Here is a 17,101-nt window from a genome sequence, read left to right on the forward strand (position 1 = left end):
AGATCGAGGGGAGGATCCGTGCGCATTCTACTGGTGGAGGACAATATCGCGCTGGCTGACGGGCTGTCGGCCATTCTGCGCGGCACCGGCCATGCCGTCGATGTCGTCCATGACGGCGCTTCCGCCAATGCGGTGACGGCGGCCGAGAGCTTCGACCTCGTGGTGCTCGATCTCAACCTGCCCGAAATGGATGGCCTCGACGTGCTGCGCGCCATGCGCGCCCGCCAGAACCAGGCCGCCGTGCTCATCCTCACCGCGCGCGGCACCCCGGAAGAACGCGTCAAGGGCCTCGATCTCGGCGCCGACGACTACCTGATCAAACCCTTCGACATCTCCGAATTCGAGGCCCGCGTGCGCGTACTCCTGCGCCGCCAGGCCGGGCTGCATTCGGCGACCGTCAGCTTCGGCGGCCTGTCGCTTGATCTGAACTCCCGCGCCTTCTTCTCCGGCGGCACGCCGCTCGACATCCCCGCCCGCGAGCTCGGCCTGCTCGAAATCCTCTTCATGCGCGCGGGCAAGGTGGTGTCGAAGGAAGCGATCATCCAGTCGCTCACAGCCTTCGACGACGACATCTCCGCCAATGCGATCGAGCAATATGTGAGCCGCCTCAGAAAACGCCTCGCCCCGCATGGCCTGACAGTAAAAACCGCGCGTGGCATCGGCTACTATCTCGACAAGCTGCCCGAGCCCGCACCCGATATCGCCGCTCCCGAGGCCTCATGACGTCGGCCTATTCGCTCCGCCGCCGCCTCCTCTTCTGGCTGCTGATCTCCACCGCCGTCATCGGCATCGTGGCGCTGGCCGACACCTATCGTGAGGCGGTCGAGACCTCCAACATCGTCTCCGACCGCGTTCTCGCCGGCTCGGCGCTGGCGATCGCCGAGCGCGTCGTCGTCGCCGAGGACGGCTCGTTGCAGGTCGACATCCCCTATGTGGCGCTGGAAATGCTGACATCGGCCGCACAGGACCGCGTCTTCTACCGCGTCGACGGCCCGCCCGGCCATTTCATCACCGGCTACCAGGCTCTCCCCGTCATCAAGGACACCAAGGGCGACGGCGCCGCTTTTGCCGACGATCGCTTCCGCAACGAGCCGATCCGTGTCGCGACCCTCAACCGCTCGGCCTCGACGGGCATCCGCTCGGTCCCCTTTACCGTTACCGTCGCCGAAACCACCATCGCCCGCCGCCAGCTTGCCCGCGCCATCCTGCTACGCTCGGCGCTGCGCCTGTCGGTCATGATCCTCGGCGCGGCCATCATCGTCTGGATCTCGGTCACGGTAGCGCTGCGCCCGCTCTACAAGCTGCGCGATGCGATCGGCGAGCGCAGCCCCGACGACCTGCACCCGATCGAGCAATCGGTCCCGAGCGAAGTGCAGCCGCTGGTCGATACCGTCAACGGTTTCATGATCCGGCTCGAGCAGGCGCTCGACGCGCTACGCAACTTCACCGGCAATGCCAGCCACCAGCTGCGCACCCCGCTCGCCATCATCCGCACGCAGCTGGCGCTGTCTGCCCGCGCCACCTCGCTCGCCGATGCCCAGGCCGTGGCGCTGAAGGGCGACCAAGCCGTGGCCCATGCCGAGCGCGTGCTGGCCCAGCTACTGCTGATGGCGAAGATCGACGCCGCCACCTCGCGCGAGGCGCTGACGGCGACCGCCATCGACCTCACCGCGATCGCCCAGGAGATCACCGGCGAACTCATCCCGACAGCATCCGCCGCCGGCATCGACTTAGGCTTCGAGGGCGATGGCCCCGAGATGATCCGCGCCGAACCGCTCCTGATCGGCGAACTCCTGCGCAACCTCGCCGGCAACGCCATCGCCTATGCCGGCCACGGCGCCGAGGTCACTGTCCGTATCCGCGGCTTGGACGATGCCGTGCTGCTAGAAGTCGAAGACAACGGCCCCGGCATCCCGCCAGACCAACTCGCCGCCGTCCGCCGCCGCTTCTCCCGCGCCGACCAATCCGGCGCCCCAGGTGCTGGATTGGGCTTGCCGATCGTCGAGGAGATTTGCGGGTTGTTCAATGCCACGCTCGACCTCGGTCCCGGTAGTGATGGACGCGGGTTGAAGGCAGTAGTGACGTTTGCCAGAGGATGAGGAGATCGTCGACACGGAGGGCTACGTGCCCGTCCTACAGCTGAATTAGACCTGCTTCTGTCGATCTGAAACCGCAACCACGATAGAATGAGGCCAGATGCGGCTCAAAGTCGACATGCAGCCATGTTGCGCCTCTGTCTCGGGCAACATGTATCGCTTCCTCGACCAACATCGTGGCAATCCCCTTCCCCCGCATATCAGGTGTGACGCAGGTGTCCAGAATGAATGCGTGCAGACCACCATCCGTCGCGACGTTGACAAATCCTACCAGGCGCGGGCCCTCGTAGGCTCCGAGATGGGTGAGACTGCGAGCGAGTACCTTGCCGAAATCCCGCGCCTCATGAGCGCCCCAGGCTTCCACCCAGAGGCTGTTGAGTTCATCGTCCGAGGGAAATGGATCTATCTTGATAATGATCCCGGCCGTTCCCGCCTCGGCAATCGCATCGTTGATTTCCTCGATCGACAGCGTCCGGCCGTTGGTCTTGCCCTTTAGCATGCCGGCGAGCTCACGCCAGGAACCGCTGCCTCCGGCTGCTTTGAGTTCCGCGCGCCCGTCTGGCAGCAGATCGAACCCGATCGCCTCGCCGGGTCGGATTCCGAGATGCTCCAACACATCTTTCGGCAAAGTCGCGTTGCCCTGCTCCGTTACCGTCACTTTCGTCATGAAATGATCTCCCATCCAACACGATGATACGGCACAAACGCACGACCGCCAAACCACCCATCCCTACCTTGCATTCTCTCGCTGCATTGCACACACTGCACTTGGGAACAGCAAATGCCGTACAACGATACGGCCGCGGATAAGGCAGTCCATGTCGATCAAAGCCAGCATCTATCACCTGACGCATTACAAATACGACAAGCCGGTCCGCCTCGGGCCTCAGATCATCCGCCTCAAGCCCGCGTCGCATTCCAAGACGCGGGTGATCAGCCATTCGCTGAAGGTCTCGCCGGCGAACCATTTCGTGAACCTGCAGCAGGATCCCTACGGCAATTATCTGGCCCGCTACGTCTTCCCCGACCCGGTGACCGAATTCAAGATCGAGGTCGATCTTGTCGCCGACATGACGGTCTACAACCCCTTCGATTTCTTCATCGAGGAGAGCGCCGAGATGTGGCCCTTCTCCTACCCCGAGGAGATCAGGGACGACCTGAAGATCTACATGCAGACGCAGCCGGTGGAGCCGGCGCTGGCAGCCTATCTCGCCGGCATCGACCGCACCCCGATGCGCACCACAGATTTCATCGTCGGCCTCAATGCGCGTCTCAAGAACGACGTCGAATATGTCATCCGCATGGAGCCCGGCGTGCAGTCGCCGGAGGAGACGCTGAAGCTGGCGCTCGGCTCCTGTCGCGACAGTAGCTGGCTCCTGGTCGAAATCCTTCGCAATCTCGGCTTCGCCGCCCGCTTCGTCTCCGGCTATCTCATCCAGCTAACGCCGGATCTGAAGGCGCTCGATGGCCCCTCCGGCACCGAGGTGGATTTCACCGATCTGCATGCCTGGGCGGAAGTCTACATCCCCGGCGCCGGCTGGATCGGCCTCGACCCGACCTCGGGCCTGCTGACCGGCGAAAGCCACATCCCGCTTGCCGCCACGCCGCACTATAGCAACGCCGCCCCGATCTCCGGCGCGCTCTACGGCCACGCCAACACCGAATTCGCCTTCGATATGAAGGTCACGCGCGTCGCCGAACATCCGCGCATCACCAAGCCCTTTTCCGACGACAGCTGGGACGAACTCAACGCGCTCGGCGCCAAGGTCGACAGCATTCTTCAGGCCGAGGACGTCCGCCTCACCATGGGCGGCGAGCCGACCTTCGTCTCGATCGACGATTTCGAATCCGCCGAATGGAACACCGAGGCCGTCGGCCCGACCAAGCGCGAAAAGGCCGATATCCTGATCCGCAAGCTGCGCGAGCGCTTCGCCCCCGGCGGCTTCCTGCATTATGGCCAGGGCAAGTGGTATCCCGGCGAAAGCCTGCCGCGCTGGACCTTCTCGCTCTATTGGCGCAAGGACGGCAAGCCGATCTGGCGCAACCCCGATCTCATTGCCGGCGAAGGCAAGGACACCGGCGTGGCGGCCGACGACGCCGCCAACCTGCTCGGCGCCATCGCCCGGGAACTCGCCATCGACACCGACATGGTGCTGCCGGCCTATGAGGACCCGGCCGAATGGATCCTCAAGGAAGGCAGCCTCCCTGACAATGTCGATCCCTCCAATTCCAAGCTCAAGGACCCGGAAGAGCGCAGCCGCATCGCCCGCGTCTTCGAGCGCGGCCTGACCACGCCGACGGGCTATATCCTTCCCGTCCAGGCCTGGAACGCCCAGGCGTCCGGCCAGCGCTGGATGAGCGAGCGGTGGAAGACCCGTCGCGGCAAGATATACCTCGTCCCCGGCGACAGCCCCGTCGGTTACCGCCTGCCGCTCGGCACTCTGCCCTACGTGCCGCCCGCCCGCTTCCCCTATATCCACCCCGCCGACCCCTCGATCCCCCGCAAGCCGCTCCCCGATGTCTTCGTGCCCTCGGGCCGCGCCATGCCGGAGGCCTCGCGCCATAGCGAAGACGCCGGCCAGAGCCGCGTCGAGCAGACGCTGGGCGAGATCGGCGGCGCCGTGCGCACCGCGATCTCGGTGGAGCCGCGCGACGGCCGGCTTTGCGTCTTCATGCCGCCGGTCGAGCGCATCGAGGACTATCTCGAATTGATCGCGGCCGCCGAAAACGCCGCCGCCGAGCTCGGCCTGCCCGTCCATATCGAGGGCTACTCCCCGCCGCAGGACGAGCGTATCAACGTCATCCGCGTCGCACCGGACCCCGGCGTCATCGAGGTCAACATCCATCCGGCCTCCAACTGGCAGGACTGCGTGGCGATCACCAGCGTCGTCTACGAGGAAGCGCGCCAGTCGCGCCTCGGTGCCGACAAGTTCATGATCGACGGTCGCCACACCGGCACCGGCGGCGGCAACCATGTGGTGGTCGGCGGCGCCAATCCCGGCGACAGCCCGTTTCTCCGCCGCCCAGACCTGCTGAAGAGCTTGGTGCTGCACTGGCAGCGCCATCCCTCGCTCTCCTACATGTTCTCGGGCATGTTCATCGGCCCGACCAGCCAGGCGCCGCGCATCGACGAGGCCCGCCACGACAGCCTCTACGAGCTGGAAACGGCGCTCGCACAGATCCCCGCGCCAGGCCGTGGACCGACGCCCCTGCCCTGGATTACCGACCGCCTGTTCCGCAACCTCCTGATCGACGTCACCGGCAACACCCACCGCGCCGAGATCTGCATCGACAAGCTGTTTTCGCCCGATGGCCCGACCGGCCGCCTCGGCCTCGTCGAGTTCCGCGGCTTCGAAATGCCGCCGAACGCGCGCATGTCGCTCGCCCAGCAGCTTCTGGTCCGCGCCCTCATCGCCCGCTTCTGGCAGAACCCGGCCGATGGCCGTTTCGTGCGCTGGGGCACGACGCTTCACGACCGCTTCATGCTGCCGCACTTCGTGTGGGCCGATTTCCAGGACGTGCTGGCCGACCTCAAGCAGAACGGCTTCGACCTTAGCCCCGAATGGTTCAAGGCGCAGCTCGAATTCCGCTTCCCCTTCTGCGGCGAAGTCGAATATGAGGGCTCCAAGCTGGAGCTGCGTCAGGCGCTGGAACCCTGGAACGTCATGGGCGAGGAAGGCGCGATCGGCGGCACCGTGCGCTATGTCGACAGTTCCGTCGAGCGCCTGCAGGTGCGGCTCGAAACCAGCAATTCCTCCCGCTACACCGTCACCTGCAACGGCCGCACCGTGCCGCTGACGCCGACCGGCACCGCTGGCGTCTCCGTCGCCGGCGTCCGCTTCAAGGCCTGGCAACCGGCGTCGGGATTGCACCCGCTACTGCCGGTCAACACACCGCTCACCTTCGACATTTATGATACATGGTCGAAGCGTTCGATCGGCGGCTGCATCTATCATGTTGCCCATCCGGGCGGGCGTAACTATGACACCTTCCCGGTCAATGGTAACGAAGCCGAAGCTAGGCGTCTGGCGCGATTCGAGCCATGGGGGCATACATCGGGCGGCTATATCCCCGCGATCGAGACCGGATCGCCGGAGTTCCCGCTGACGCTGGATCTGAGACGACCGGCAGGCATTTAGACGCATTAGACTAGGGGTTCATGGGCAAGCAACCGGCAAGAGAGCTGCGGCAGCAGAAGAGCGAGCGCATCGGCAACGAGGCGGTGCTCGGCTATCGCCCGCCGCCTGGCGTCGCCGACGAGATGGTCGACCAGAACGGCGCGATCCGCCCGGTCTGGCAGCGCTTCATGGCGCATCTGAGCGGCATGCCGGAAAAGGACCTGACCGAGCGCTTCGCCCGCGCCGACCGCTATCTGCGCGATGCCGGCGTCTTCTACCGCGCCTATGGCAGCACCGGCAGCGCCGAGCGCTCCTGGCCGCTCTCGCCCATCCCCGTCTTGATCGACGAGCGCGAATGGGAGAGCCTTTCGGAAGGCCTCGTCCAGCGCGCCGACCTGCTCGAAGCGATCGTCGCCGATATCTATGGCGACAACAGGCTGGTCGAGGATGGCGTGCTGCCGCCGGCGCTGATCGCCTCCAATCCGGAGTTCCAGCGCCCGCTCGTCGGCGTCAAGCCGGCCGGCGGCCACTATCTGCATTTCTGCGCCTTCGAGGTCGGCCGCGGCCCAGATGGCAACTGGTGGGTTCTGGCCGACCGCACCCAGGCCCCATCAGGCGCCGGCTTCGCGCTGGAAAACCGGGTGGCGACCACCCGCGCCTTCTCCGATATCTACGCCGAAACCCCGGTCCACCGTCTCGCCTCCTTCTTCGGCGCCTTCCGCGATGCACTGCAGGGCATGAAGCACAGCGGCGACGATCGCATCGCCGTGCTCACCCCCGGCCCCGCCAACGAGACCTATTACGAGCACGCCTATATCGCCCGCTATCTCGGCTTCATGCTGCTCGAAGGCGAGGACCTGACTGTCGTCAACGGCAAGGTGATGGTGCGCACCGTTTCCGGCCTGAAGCCGATCACCGTACTCTGGCGCCGACTCGATTCCGCCTATGCCGATCCGCTCGAGCTCAACCAGACCTCGCACATCGGCACGCCGGGCCTCGTGGAAGCGCTGCGCGCCGAAAGCGTCACCATCGTCAATGCGCTCGGAAGCGGCATCATCGAAACGCGCGCGCTGCTCGCCTTCATGCCCACCATCTGCCGCCGCCTCTTTGGCCAGGAGCTGAAGATGCCGTCGATCGCCACATGGTGGTGCGGCCAGAAGAGCGAGCGCGACCATGTCGCCCAGAATATCGAGAAGATGGTGATCGGCCCGGCCTATTCGCGCGCGCCCTTCTTCGACGACAACGGTGAATCCGTGCTCGGCTCGGCGCTTCGCGCCACCGCCCGTGATTCCATCGGCGACTGGCTGAACACCGATGGCCCCAAGCTCGTCGGCCAGGAGGCCGTGACGCTGTCGACCACGCCAAGCTGGGTCAACGGCAAGCTGGTGCCGCGGCCGATGTCGCTGCGCGTCTTCGCCGCCCGCACAAAGAATGGCTGGCAGATCATGCCCGGCGGCTTCGCCCGCATCGGCGCTGGCGACGACGTGGCGGCAATCGCCATGCAGTCGGGTGGCGCCGCCGCCGACGTCTGGATCGTTTCTGATAAGCCCGTCGAGCGCCACACGCTGCTGCCGACCGAGGCAAGCTTCACCCGCAACATGCCCGGCAGCCTGCCCAGCCGCGCCGCCGACAATCTCTTCTGGCTCGGCCGCTATATCGAGCGCGCCGAAGGGGCGCTGCGCATCCTGCGCGCCTGGCACGCCCGCTTTGCCGAGGCCGCCGATCCGAGCCAGCCGCTGCTGGCCGATGTCAGCGCCTATCTCGCCGCCGTCGATATCGACACCGAGGACGCGGTGCCAGACACGCTGCTGCGCAACATCGACAGCGCCGTCTATTCGGCGAGCAACATCCGCGACCGCTTCTCGCCGGATGGCTGGCTGGCGCTGACCGATCTCGCCAAGACCGCCCGCCGCTTCCACGCAACCGTATCGCCGGGCGACGACGCCAGCCATGCGATGACGATCCTGTTGCGCAAGCTCGCGGGCTTCGCCGGTCTCGTGCATGAAAACATGTACCGCTTCACCGGCTGGCGCTTCCTCTCGCTCGGCCGCCATATCGAGCGCGCGCTGCACATGACCCGCCTGCTCGGCCACATGTCCGGCCCCGAGGCGCCCGATGGCGCGCTCGACATGCTGCTCGAGATCGGCGACAGCGTCATGACCCACCGCCGCCGCTACAACGTCAACACGGCGCGGCTGACCGTCACCGACCTTCTGGCGCTCGATCCGCTCAACCCGCGCTCCATCCTCTTCCAGCTGAACGAAATCCTGCGCGAGGTCGAGCAGCTGCCGAATGCGCTCACCAACGGCCAGATGTCGCCCTTCTATCGCGAATCCATGCGCCTGCGCTCCGGCCTCGCCGTCATGACGCCCGAGACGATGACCGACGACGTCTATCGCAGCCTCGAACGCGAGCTCGAAAACCTCTCCGATCTCCTCGCGCAAACCTATCTGGGGTGATGTTGTGCTCTACGATCTGTCGCTGCACATGGGCTATAGCTACGATTGGCCGGCCTCCGGCGCCCGCCACATCATGCGCCTGCTACCTCTGTCGCTGCCTGATCGCCAGCGCCTGATCGCGGGCTCGATCAAGGTCTCGCCGACGCCGGACGAACAATCCAATTTCACGGATTTCTTCGAGCACCCCGCGACCTCCTTCATGGTCCGCGCGCCCCACGAGAAGCTCGATATCCGCATGCATGCCCGCGTCCAGGTCGAGAGCCACTCGATCACGGCCGATTTCTCGCCCGTGCTCGCAGATTTGCCGGAGGAGATCGCAGGCGTCTGGTCGCTGAAGCCGGGCTCCCCGCACCATTTCCTCGGCAACAGCCCGCGCCTGGTCGAGACGCCAACAATCTCGGAATACGCACAGGGCGTCGTCCAGCCCCGGCTGACCGTGCTGGAGATCGCCACCGCCCTCTGCGCCGCGATCCACAAGGACTTCACATACGACGCAGAGGCGACCAACGTCGACACCACGCCGCTTGAGGCCTTCCGGCTGAAGCGCGGCGTCTGCCAGGATTTCTCACATGTGATGATCCAGGCGCTGCGCAGCCTCGGCATTCCCGCGGGCTACGTCTCCGGCTTCCTGCGCACCATCCCGCCACCGGGCAAGGAGCGGCTGGAAGGCGCCGACGCCATGCATGCCTGGGTGCGCGTCTGGTGCGGCGAAACGACCGGCTGGGTGGAACTCGACCCCACCAACAACATCCCCGCCGGCACCGACCACATCGTCGTCGGCTACGGCCGCGACTACTCCGACGTCGCCCCCGTCATCGGCGTGCTGAAGAGCTATGGCGGCCAGCGTGCGGTTCAGGCGGTTGATGTCATTCCGGTGAAGTAGGGGGCGGTGAAGCGGGGCCGAAGGCCGACATCGAACGAAAGCGCACGATAAAGCGACAATTCGCTAAAATTAGATCAGACTCATAAAGCTGACCTAAATGAAGATGGTCCAAGGATATTCGCATACTTTGGAAAACCATCTCGGTGAACATGATGCGCGCCTTGTCCCTGCTGAAGACCACAATCGCCCGTTTTTCGAACGACCGTGGCGGTAACTTCGCCATTGTGACGGCGTTGATCGCCACCCCGCTGCTGCTGGCCGCAGGCGTCGCGATCGACTTTTCCAACGCGTCCGCGCAAAGGACGAACCTGCAGGAAATTGCCGACGCAACCGCGCTCGAAGGCGGCAAGATCTTCGACGGCACCAATCTTGCTGCAGCCACCACCAAGGCCCAGGCATTCCTCAAGGGCTATTCCGCGCAGATGCCGAGCAATGTCACGTCGAGCATGACCGCCGATGGCCGGACGTTCAAGGTTGCCCTGAATGCGGCGGTCGACACGTCGCTGATGAAGATCGCCAATTACAACTCGATTCCGATTGGCGTGAACGCAGCCGCCATCGCCCCGGTGAAGCCGACGAAAATCACCTTCGACCCGACCTATGCAAAAGGCTTCTGGTACAAGAAGATCTCCGTCATGGTCGTCCGCCCCGGCAGCACCGCCGAGACGACCTTGGCCACCATCGTCTACCAGCCCACCACACTAAACGACGACGGCAAAGGCACCATGACAATGGTACCGGCGACGGGAACCATCAACCTTGACAACTACACCAAGCTGATCCTGAAGATGGAGATCAAGAAGGACTACTGCCCGACCGGATACTCCGGCAAGGAAGTCGCCCCCAATCGAACCGTCCTTTGCACGGCCAGCAACCAGTCGTCGAAGCAGGTCTACGACAGCACCTTGCGCACGGACAACCCCAACCAGATGGACTCGCTCTATGTCGACGGCAAGCAGCTCCAGAAGGGCACGGCCTATCCGCTTGAAGCCTATTTCGGTTGCGCATCCAAGCAGAGCCACGCCTGGGAAGACGGCGGTGGCGGGCCCACCCAGGACTTCTTCTACACCGTCAGCGCCGACTGTAGCGGCTCGGACACGACTTACGTTCGCCTGACGCAGTAACATCGATTTCATCGCAACGAAAAAGCCGCCCCGAACCGATCCGGGGCGGCTTTTTGTTGTCACGAAACCTGAGGACGGCCACGTCGCGCGACGCAATGATGATGCATGAAAGCAACAGCATCGGACGCAATTTCACCGAAATACATATCCCGCCCGAATTCGTGTTGGAAAGCAACATTCCATTAAAATTGAAGCAAACCCGTAAAAACAAGCTCAATGAATTGGGCGCATCACTGCCACATTGTCAAAAACAACTATTCGGGTGAGCATGATGAACACCTTGCTATTTATGATGAATGGCATTTCCCGATTGATATCCAATCGGGACGGAAATTTCGCGATCACGACGGCCATTATTATCCCGGTCCTGATTGGCAGCGCAGGCATTGCCATCGACCTTTCGAACATGGCCATGCAGAAGCGCCAGCTACAGGACGCATCGGATTCCGCCGCGCTTGCGGCCGCGACAGCGCTGTCCAACGGCAAGGTCTCTACCGAAGCGGAGGCGCAAGCCCTGGCAAAGGACTTTGTCGCCGGTCAGATGGCCAACTTCATTGGAAGCGCTGATATGGCAGCGCTGAAGAACGGCACGACCGTCGATATTACCACCACGACCACCGCAACCAGCAAGAGCTACAAGGTAAAGGTGAATGCTGGCTACGATATGAGCCTTACTCCGATGATGAAGGTCTTCGGGCAGAATACGGCCGCGATCGCAAGCAACAGCTTCTCCAGCAGCGGAACCAGTGACGTGAAGTCGGCGTTGTCCATGACCTTGGCGCTAGATGAATCCGGATCCATGCTCGCCGATACGACTGAGATTCAAAGTCAGAGTAGTTGCACGCACTACAATACGAGCGGCAGATCCATTGGCTCCTACAAGCCCTGCTACGTAAAGAAGATCGATGCATTGAAGACCGCGGCAAATCTACTCTTTACGCAGCTTGATACCGCCGATCCCGAAGCAAAATACGTGAGAACCAATGCCATTGGCTGGAGTAGCGAGGTCCAGATCTCAAACGCTTTTGGCTGGGGAACTTCGGCGACCCGCACCAGTGTGATCAACAAGCTGTCCGGCGGAGGCGGCACCGAATCCGCCGCCCCCATGAAGAAGGCTTACGAAGATTTGACAACCACCAACTACAATTCGGAGACACAAGTCCATACTCGGGCAGGTAATAACAAGATTACCAAGTACATCGTACTCATGACGGACGGCGACAACAACTCCGGATCGTCGAACACGGCGACTCTGAACACCTGCACCGATGCCAAGAACGCGGGGATCAAGATCTATTCCGTTGCGTTCATGGCGCCCACCGGCGGACAGACGCTTTTGCGCAATTGTGCAAGCGGCAACGGATATTATTATCAAGCCGAAAGCATGGCCGACCTGCTGACGGCGTTCAAGGCGATTGGCTCGGAAGCGGCAAAGGACAAGACCCTGCTGACCCAGTAAGCTGCTCCCAACCCAACAAAACAAAAAAGCCGCTCCGGAACAAACCGGAGCGGCTTTTCGTTGTTGTGCAATCCCGTCTATCAAAATCAGAAAGCCGATAAAAATCAAGTTCTTTCCGTCGCCCACGGGTGCCCTGCGTCAATTTTTCCGTTTGCCGGTTTTCCCTTGTTGCAAGTGCGTAGTAACGGTGCATAAACTGCATCGCTAGTGCGTGAGTAAATCGATTGAAGTACGTATAACCTACTGAAACCAAAACAGAATTGGCGAGCCCTGACGATGACCACCGTTTCGAAGCCCACCATCCCCTCTCCCGCACCGCGCAGCTCAAAGCCGGAAATTCTCGCAGAAGAAATCATCGAGCGCCTGACCTACCGCATCGGCAAGGATGCCAAGGTCGCCAAGCCGCATGACTGGCTGACGGCAACCATCCTCGTCATCCGCGACCGCATCATCGACAAGTGGATGGAGAGCACCCGCAAGGTCTACGCCACCGGCGCCAAGCGCGTTTATTATCTATCTCTCGAATTCCTCATCGGCCGCCTGATGCGCGATGCCGTGTCCAACCTCGGCCTGATGGAAGAGGTACGTGACGCGCTCGCTTCGCTCGGCGTCGATGTGTCAGTCATCGCTGGCCTCGAGCCGGATGCAGCGCTCGGCAATGGCGGTCTCGGCCGTCTCGCCGCCTGCTTCATGGAGAGCATGGCGACCGTCGACGTGCCCGCTTATGGCTACGGAATCCGCTATGTCCACGGCCTGTTCCGCCAGCAGATGGCCGATGGCTGGCAGGTCGAGCTGCCGGAAAGCTGGCTCGCCCACGGCAACCCGTGGGAATTCGAACGCCGCGAGAGCGCCTATGAAATCGGCTTCGGCGGCTCGGTCGATGTCGCCAATGGCGCCGATGGCGAACCGCGCTATGTCTGGAAGCCGGCCGAGCGCGTCATCGCCGCCGCCTTCGACACGCCTGTCGTCGGCTGGCGCGGCAAGCGCGTCAACACGCTGCGCCTCTGGTCGGCCCAGCCGATCGACCCGATCCTGCTCGATGCCTTCAACGCCGGCGACCATATCGGTGCGCTGCGTGAGAGCAACAAGGCCGAAAGCCTGACCCGCGTTCTCTACCCGGCCGACGCGACGCCCGCCGGCCAGGAGCTGCGCCTGCGCCAGGAGTTCTTCTTCTCGTCCGCCTCGCTGCAGGACATCCTGCGCCGCCATCTGCAGCAGTATGACGATTTCACCTCGCTGCCCGACAAGGTGGCGATCCAGCTGAACGACACCCATCCGGCCGTCTCCATCGCCGAACTGATGCGCCTGCTCTGCGATGTGCACGGGCTGGAGTTCGACCAGGCCTGGGACATCACCCGCGGCACCATCGCCTACACCAACCACACGCTTCTGCCCGAAGCGCTGGAAAGCTGGCCTGTGCCGTTGTTCGAGCGTCTCCTGCCGCGCCACATGCAGATCATCTACGCGATCAACGCCAAGGTTCTGCTTGAGGCCCGCAAGACCAAGAACTTCTCCGACACCGAGATCCGCTCGATCTCGCTGATCGAGGAAGGCGGCAGCCGCCGGGTGCGCATGGGCAACCTCGCCTTCGTCGGCTCGCATTCGATCAACGGCGTCTCGGCGCTCCACACCGACCTGATGAAGGTCACCGTCTTCGCAGACCTGCACAAGCTCTATCCCGATCGCATCAACAACAAGACCAACGGCATCACCCCGCGCCGCTGGCTGCAGCAGTGCAATCCGGGTCTCACCGGCCTGATCCGCGAGGCGATCGGCGACGATTTCCTCGACGACGCCGAAAAGCTGCGCGCGCTCGACAAGTTCGCCACCGACAGCGCCTTCCAGGAGAAGTTCGCGGCCGTCAAGCGCAACAACAAGGTGGCGCTCGCCAATCTGGTTGCATCGCGCATGGGCGTGAAGATCGATCCGTCGGCGATGTTCGACATCCAGATCAAGCGCATCCACGAATACAAGCGCCAGCTCCTGAACGTCATCGAGGCGGTCGCGCTCTACGACCAGATCCGATCGCGTCCCGAGCTCGACTGGGTACCGCGCGTAAAACTGTTCGCCGGCAAGGCGGCGCCGAGCTATCATAACGCCAAGCTGATCATCAAGCTGATCAACGACGTCGCCCGCACCATCAACAACGACCCGGCCGTGCGCGGCCTGCTCAAGGTCGTCTTCGTGCCGAACTACAACGTCTCGCTGGCCGAGGTCATGGTTCCGGCCGCCGATCTCTCCGAGCAGATCTCGACCGCCGGCATGGAAGCGTCGGGCACCGGCAACATGAAGTTCGGCCTCAACGGCGCGCTCACCATCGGCACGCTCGATGGCGCCAATGTCGAAATGCGCGACAATGTCGGCGAGGACAACATCAAGATCTTCGGCCTGCGCGCCGATGAGGTCGCCAACCTGCGCACCGACGGCCACAACCCGCGCGCCATCATCGAAGGCTCGCATGAGCTGGCGCAGGCGCTCTCGGCCATCGGCTCCGGCGTCTTCTCGCCGGATGATCGCAACCGCTATTCCGAGCTGATCGAGGGCATCTATTCGCACGACTGGTTCATGGTCGCCGCCGATTTCGATGCCTACGCCCAGGCCCAGCGCGAAGTCGACGACCTCTGGAACGACAAGGCCGCCTGGAGCGAAAAGACCATCCGCAACACTGCCCGCATGGGCTGGTTCTCGTCGGACCGCACGATCCGGCAGTATGCCAAGGAAATCTGGAGAGCCGGATGAAAACGCCGAAGGCGACCCCTGAAGTCAAGCTTCCCTGGGAAATTTCGGCAGATGAAATAGCGGCGATCCTTGCCGGCGCGCATTCCAATCCGTTTGCCGTTCTGGGCGTCCACAAATCGGGCAGCGTTTACGTTGCCCGATGCTTCATTCCCGGCGCCGAAGAGGTCACCGCGATGTCGCTCGACGGCACCGCGATCGGCGATCTGGCGCTACAGCATCCCGATGGCTTCTTCGCCGGCACGATCTCGGTCAACAAGCAGGTGCCGGTGCGCTATCGCGCCCGTCGCGGCGACGCCGAATGGGCCGTCACCGACCCCTACAGCTTCGGCCCCGTTCTCGGGCCGATGGACGATTACTACGCCCGCGAGGGTTCCGATTTGCGCCTCTTCGACAAGATGGGCGCGCACTGGATCAAGCACGAGGGTGCGCAGGGCATCCACTTCGCCGTCTGGGCGCCGAATGCGCAGCGCGTCTCCGTCGTCGGCGATTTCAACAATTGGGATGGCCGCCGCCACGTCATGCGCCTTCGCGCAGGCGCCGGCATCTGGGAAATCTTCGCCCCGGATGTGCCCACAGGCGTCGCCTACAAGTTCGAGATCCGCGGCCAGGACGGCGTGCTCTTGCCTCTGAAGGCTGACCCCTTCGCCCGCCGCAGCGAGCTGCGTCCGAAGAACGCCTCGGTCACCACGCCTGAGCTGTTGCAGGAGTGGGAAGACGAGGCCCACCTCAAGCATTGGAGCGAGATCGACAAGCGCCGCCAGCCGATCTCCATCTACGAGGTGCATGCCGGCTCCTGGCAGCGCCGCGACGATGGCACGTTCCTCTCCTGGGACGAGCTCGCCGCCCGTCTGATCCCCTACTGCGTCGACATGGGCTTCACCCATATCGAGTTCCTGCCGATCACCGAGCACCCCTATGATCCGTCCTGGGGCTACCAGACCACGGGCCTCTATTCGCCCACCGCCCGCTTCGGCGAGCCGGAGGGTTTCGCCCGCTTCGTCAACGGCGCCCACAAGGTCGGCATCGGCGTCATCCTCGACTGGGTGCCGGCGCATTTCCCGACCGACGCGCATGGTCTCGGCTGGTTCGACGGCACGGCGCTCTACGAGCACGAGGACCCGCGCAAGGGCTTCCATCCCGATTGGAACACGGCGATCTACAATTTCGGCCGCACCGAGGTCGTGTCCTATCTCGTCAACAACGCGCTCTACTGGTCCGAGAAATTCCATCTCGACGGCCTGCGCGTCGATGCCGTCGCCTCGATGCTCTATCTCGATTACTCCCGCAAGCACGGCGAGTGGATTCCCAACGAATATGGCGGCAACGAAAACCTCGAGGCCGTCCGCTTCCTGCAGAACATGAACACCCGCATCTATGCCGAGCACCCCGGCGTCATGACCATCGCCGAGGAATCGACGTCGTGGCCCAAGGTCTCGCAGCCGGTGCATGAAGGCGGCCTCGGCTTCGGCTTCAAGTGGAACATGGGCTTCATGCACGACACGCTGAGCTACATGAGCCGCGAGCCGGTGCACCGCAAGCATCACCACAACGAGCTCACCTTCGGCCTGCTCTACGCCTACTCGGAGAACTTCGTTCTGCCGCTGTCCCACGACGAGGTGGTGCACGGCAAGGGCTCGCTGATCGCCAAGATGCCCGGCGACGACTGGCAGAAGTTCGCCAATCTGCGCGCCTATTACGCGCTGATGTGGGGCTATCCCGGCAAGAAGCTTCTGTTCATGGGCCAGGAGTTCGCCCAGTGGAGCGAATGGAACGAGGCCGGCTCGCTCGATTGGAACCTGCTGCAGTACCGCATGCACGAGGGCATGCGCCGTCTGGTGCGTGACCTCAACTTCACCTACCGCAGCAAGCCGGCGCTGCACGCCCGCGACTGCGAGGGCGAAGGCTTCGAATGGCTGGTGGCCGACGACCACGAGAACTCGGTCTTCGCCTGGCTGCGCAAGTCGCCGGGTGAAAAGCCGGTCGCCGTCATCTGCAACATGACGCCTGTATACCGCGAGAACTACGCCGTCAGGCTGCCCACCGAAGGCCGCTGGCGCGAAATCCTGAATACCGATGCCGACATCTATGGCGGCAGCGGCAAAGGCAATGGCGGTCGTGTCCAGGCGGTCAACGCCGGCGGCACCATCGTCGCATCACTGACCTTGCCGCCGCTGGCGGTTATCATGCTTGAACCTGAGACTTGAGACTGGTGGGAGGAAGACA

10 protein-coding genes and 1 pseudogene are annotated in these 17,101 nt (G+C 63.4%); 9 read left to right on the plus strand and 2 right to left on the minus strand.

The window, feature by feature from the left end; all coding sequences use genetic code 11:
- The first annotated feature begins 18 nt into the window (after positions 1-18).
- Positions 19-723 (plus strand): response regulator transcription factor, encoded by a 705-nt coding sequence (locus D460_RS0117110; protein WP_026283250.1) that lies wholly within the window; start codon positions 19-21, stop codon positions 721-723.
- Positions 720-2,099 carry a sensor histidine kinase gene (locus tag D460_RS0117115; protein WP_018899800.1) on the plus strand — a complete coding sequence of 460 codons (1,380 nt, stop codon included), beginning with the start codon at positions 720-722 and terminating at the stop codon, positions 2,097-2,099. Before D460_RS0117110 ends, D460_RS0117115 begins: the two co-directional genes overlap by 4 nt.
- Positions 2,100-2,133: 34 nt before the next feature.
- Here the strand turns inward: D460_RS0117115 and D460_RS35195 are convergent, their stop codons facing one another.
- Together D460_RS35195 and D460_RS36800 are read right to left on the minus strand one after the other, a co-directional pair.
- Positions 2,134-2,514 (minus strand): GNAT family N-acetyltransferase, encoded by a 381-nt coding sequence (locus tag D460_RS35195; RefSeq protein ID WP_037111551.1) that lies wholly within the window; start codon positions 2,512-2,514, stop codon positions 2,134-2,136.
- A pseudogene (locus D460_RS36800) lies at positions 2,515-2,763 on the minus strand (transcriptional regulator); the annotation flags it as partial.
- A 151-nt stretch (positions 2,764-2,914) separates the two neighbouring features.
- On the opposite strand from D460_RS36800, the gene D460_RS0117125 reads away from it, so the two are divergent.
- The 7 genes from D460_RS0117125 to glgB all read left to right on the plus strand — a co-directional run bounded on the left by D460_RS0117125 (position 2,915) and on the right by glgB (position 17,082).
- Positions 2,915-6,235: a transglutaminase family protein gene (locus tag D460_RS0117125; RefSeq protein WP_018899802.1), complete on the plus strand. Its 3,321-nt coding sequence runs from the start codon at positions 2,915-2,917 to the stop codon at positions 6,233-6,235.
- Positions 6,236-6,255: 20 nt separating this feature from the next.
- Positions 6,256-8,673, plus strand: coding sequence for a circularly permuted type 2 ATP-grasp protein (locus D460_RS0117130; RefSeq protein WP_018899803.1), 2,418 nt, complete (start codon positions 6,256-6,258; stop codon positions 8,671-8,673).
- Between the two features lie 4 nt (positions 8,674-8,677).
- Entirely contained in the window at positions 8,678-9,556 is an 879-nt protein-coding gene (locus tag D460_RS0117135) for a transglutaminase family protein (protein WP_018899804.1), read from the plus strand.
- Positions 9,557-9,708: 152 nt separating this feature from the next.
- Positions 9,709-10,680 (plus strand): TadE/TadG family type IV pilus assembly protein, encoded by a 972-nt coding sequence (locus tag D460_RS0117140; RefSeq protein ID WP_155947770.1) that lies wholly within the window; start codon positions 9,709-9,711, stop codon positions 10,678-10,680.
- A gap of 271 nt (positions 10,681-10,951) precedes the next feature.
- Complete coding sequence (locus D460_RS0117145) at positions 10,952-12,139, plus strand: pilus assembly protein TadG-related protein (RefSeq protein WP_026283252.1); 1,188 nt, start codon at positions 10,952-10,954, stop codon at positions 12,137-12,139.
- 276 nt (positions 12,140-12,415) lie between these two features.
- Positions 12,416-14,878 carry a glycogen/starch/alpha-glucan phosphorylase gene (locus tag D460_RS0117150; protein WP_018899807.1) on the plus strand — a complete coding sequence of 821 codons (2,463 nt, stop codon included), beginning with the start codon at positions 12,416-12,418 and terminating at the stop codon, positions 14,876-14,878.
- Positions 14,875-17,082, plus strand: a complete 2,208-nt coding sequence (glgB, locus tag D460_RS0117155) for a 1,4-alpha-glucan branching protein GlgB (RefSeq protein WP_018899808.1) — start codon at positions 14,875-14,877, stop codon at positions 17,080-17,082. The genes D460_RS0117150 and glgB overlap by 4 nt, the downstream gene beginning before the upstream one ends.
- The last annotated feature ends 19 nt before the right edge of the window (positions 17,083-17,101 follow it).

Origin of the sequence: Rhizobium sp. 2MFCol3.1, from assembly GCF_000377565.1 — a bacterium.
Taxonomy (GTDB): Bacteria; Pseudomonadota; Alphaproteobacteria; order Rhizobiales; family Rhizobiaceae; genus Rhizobium.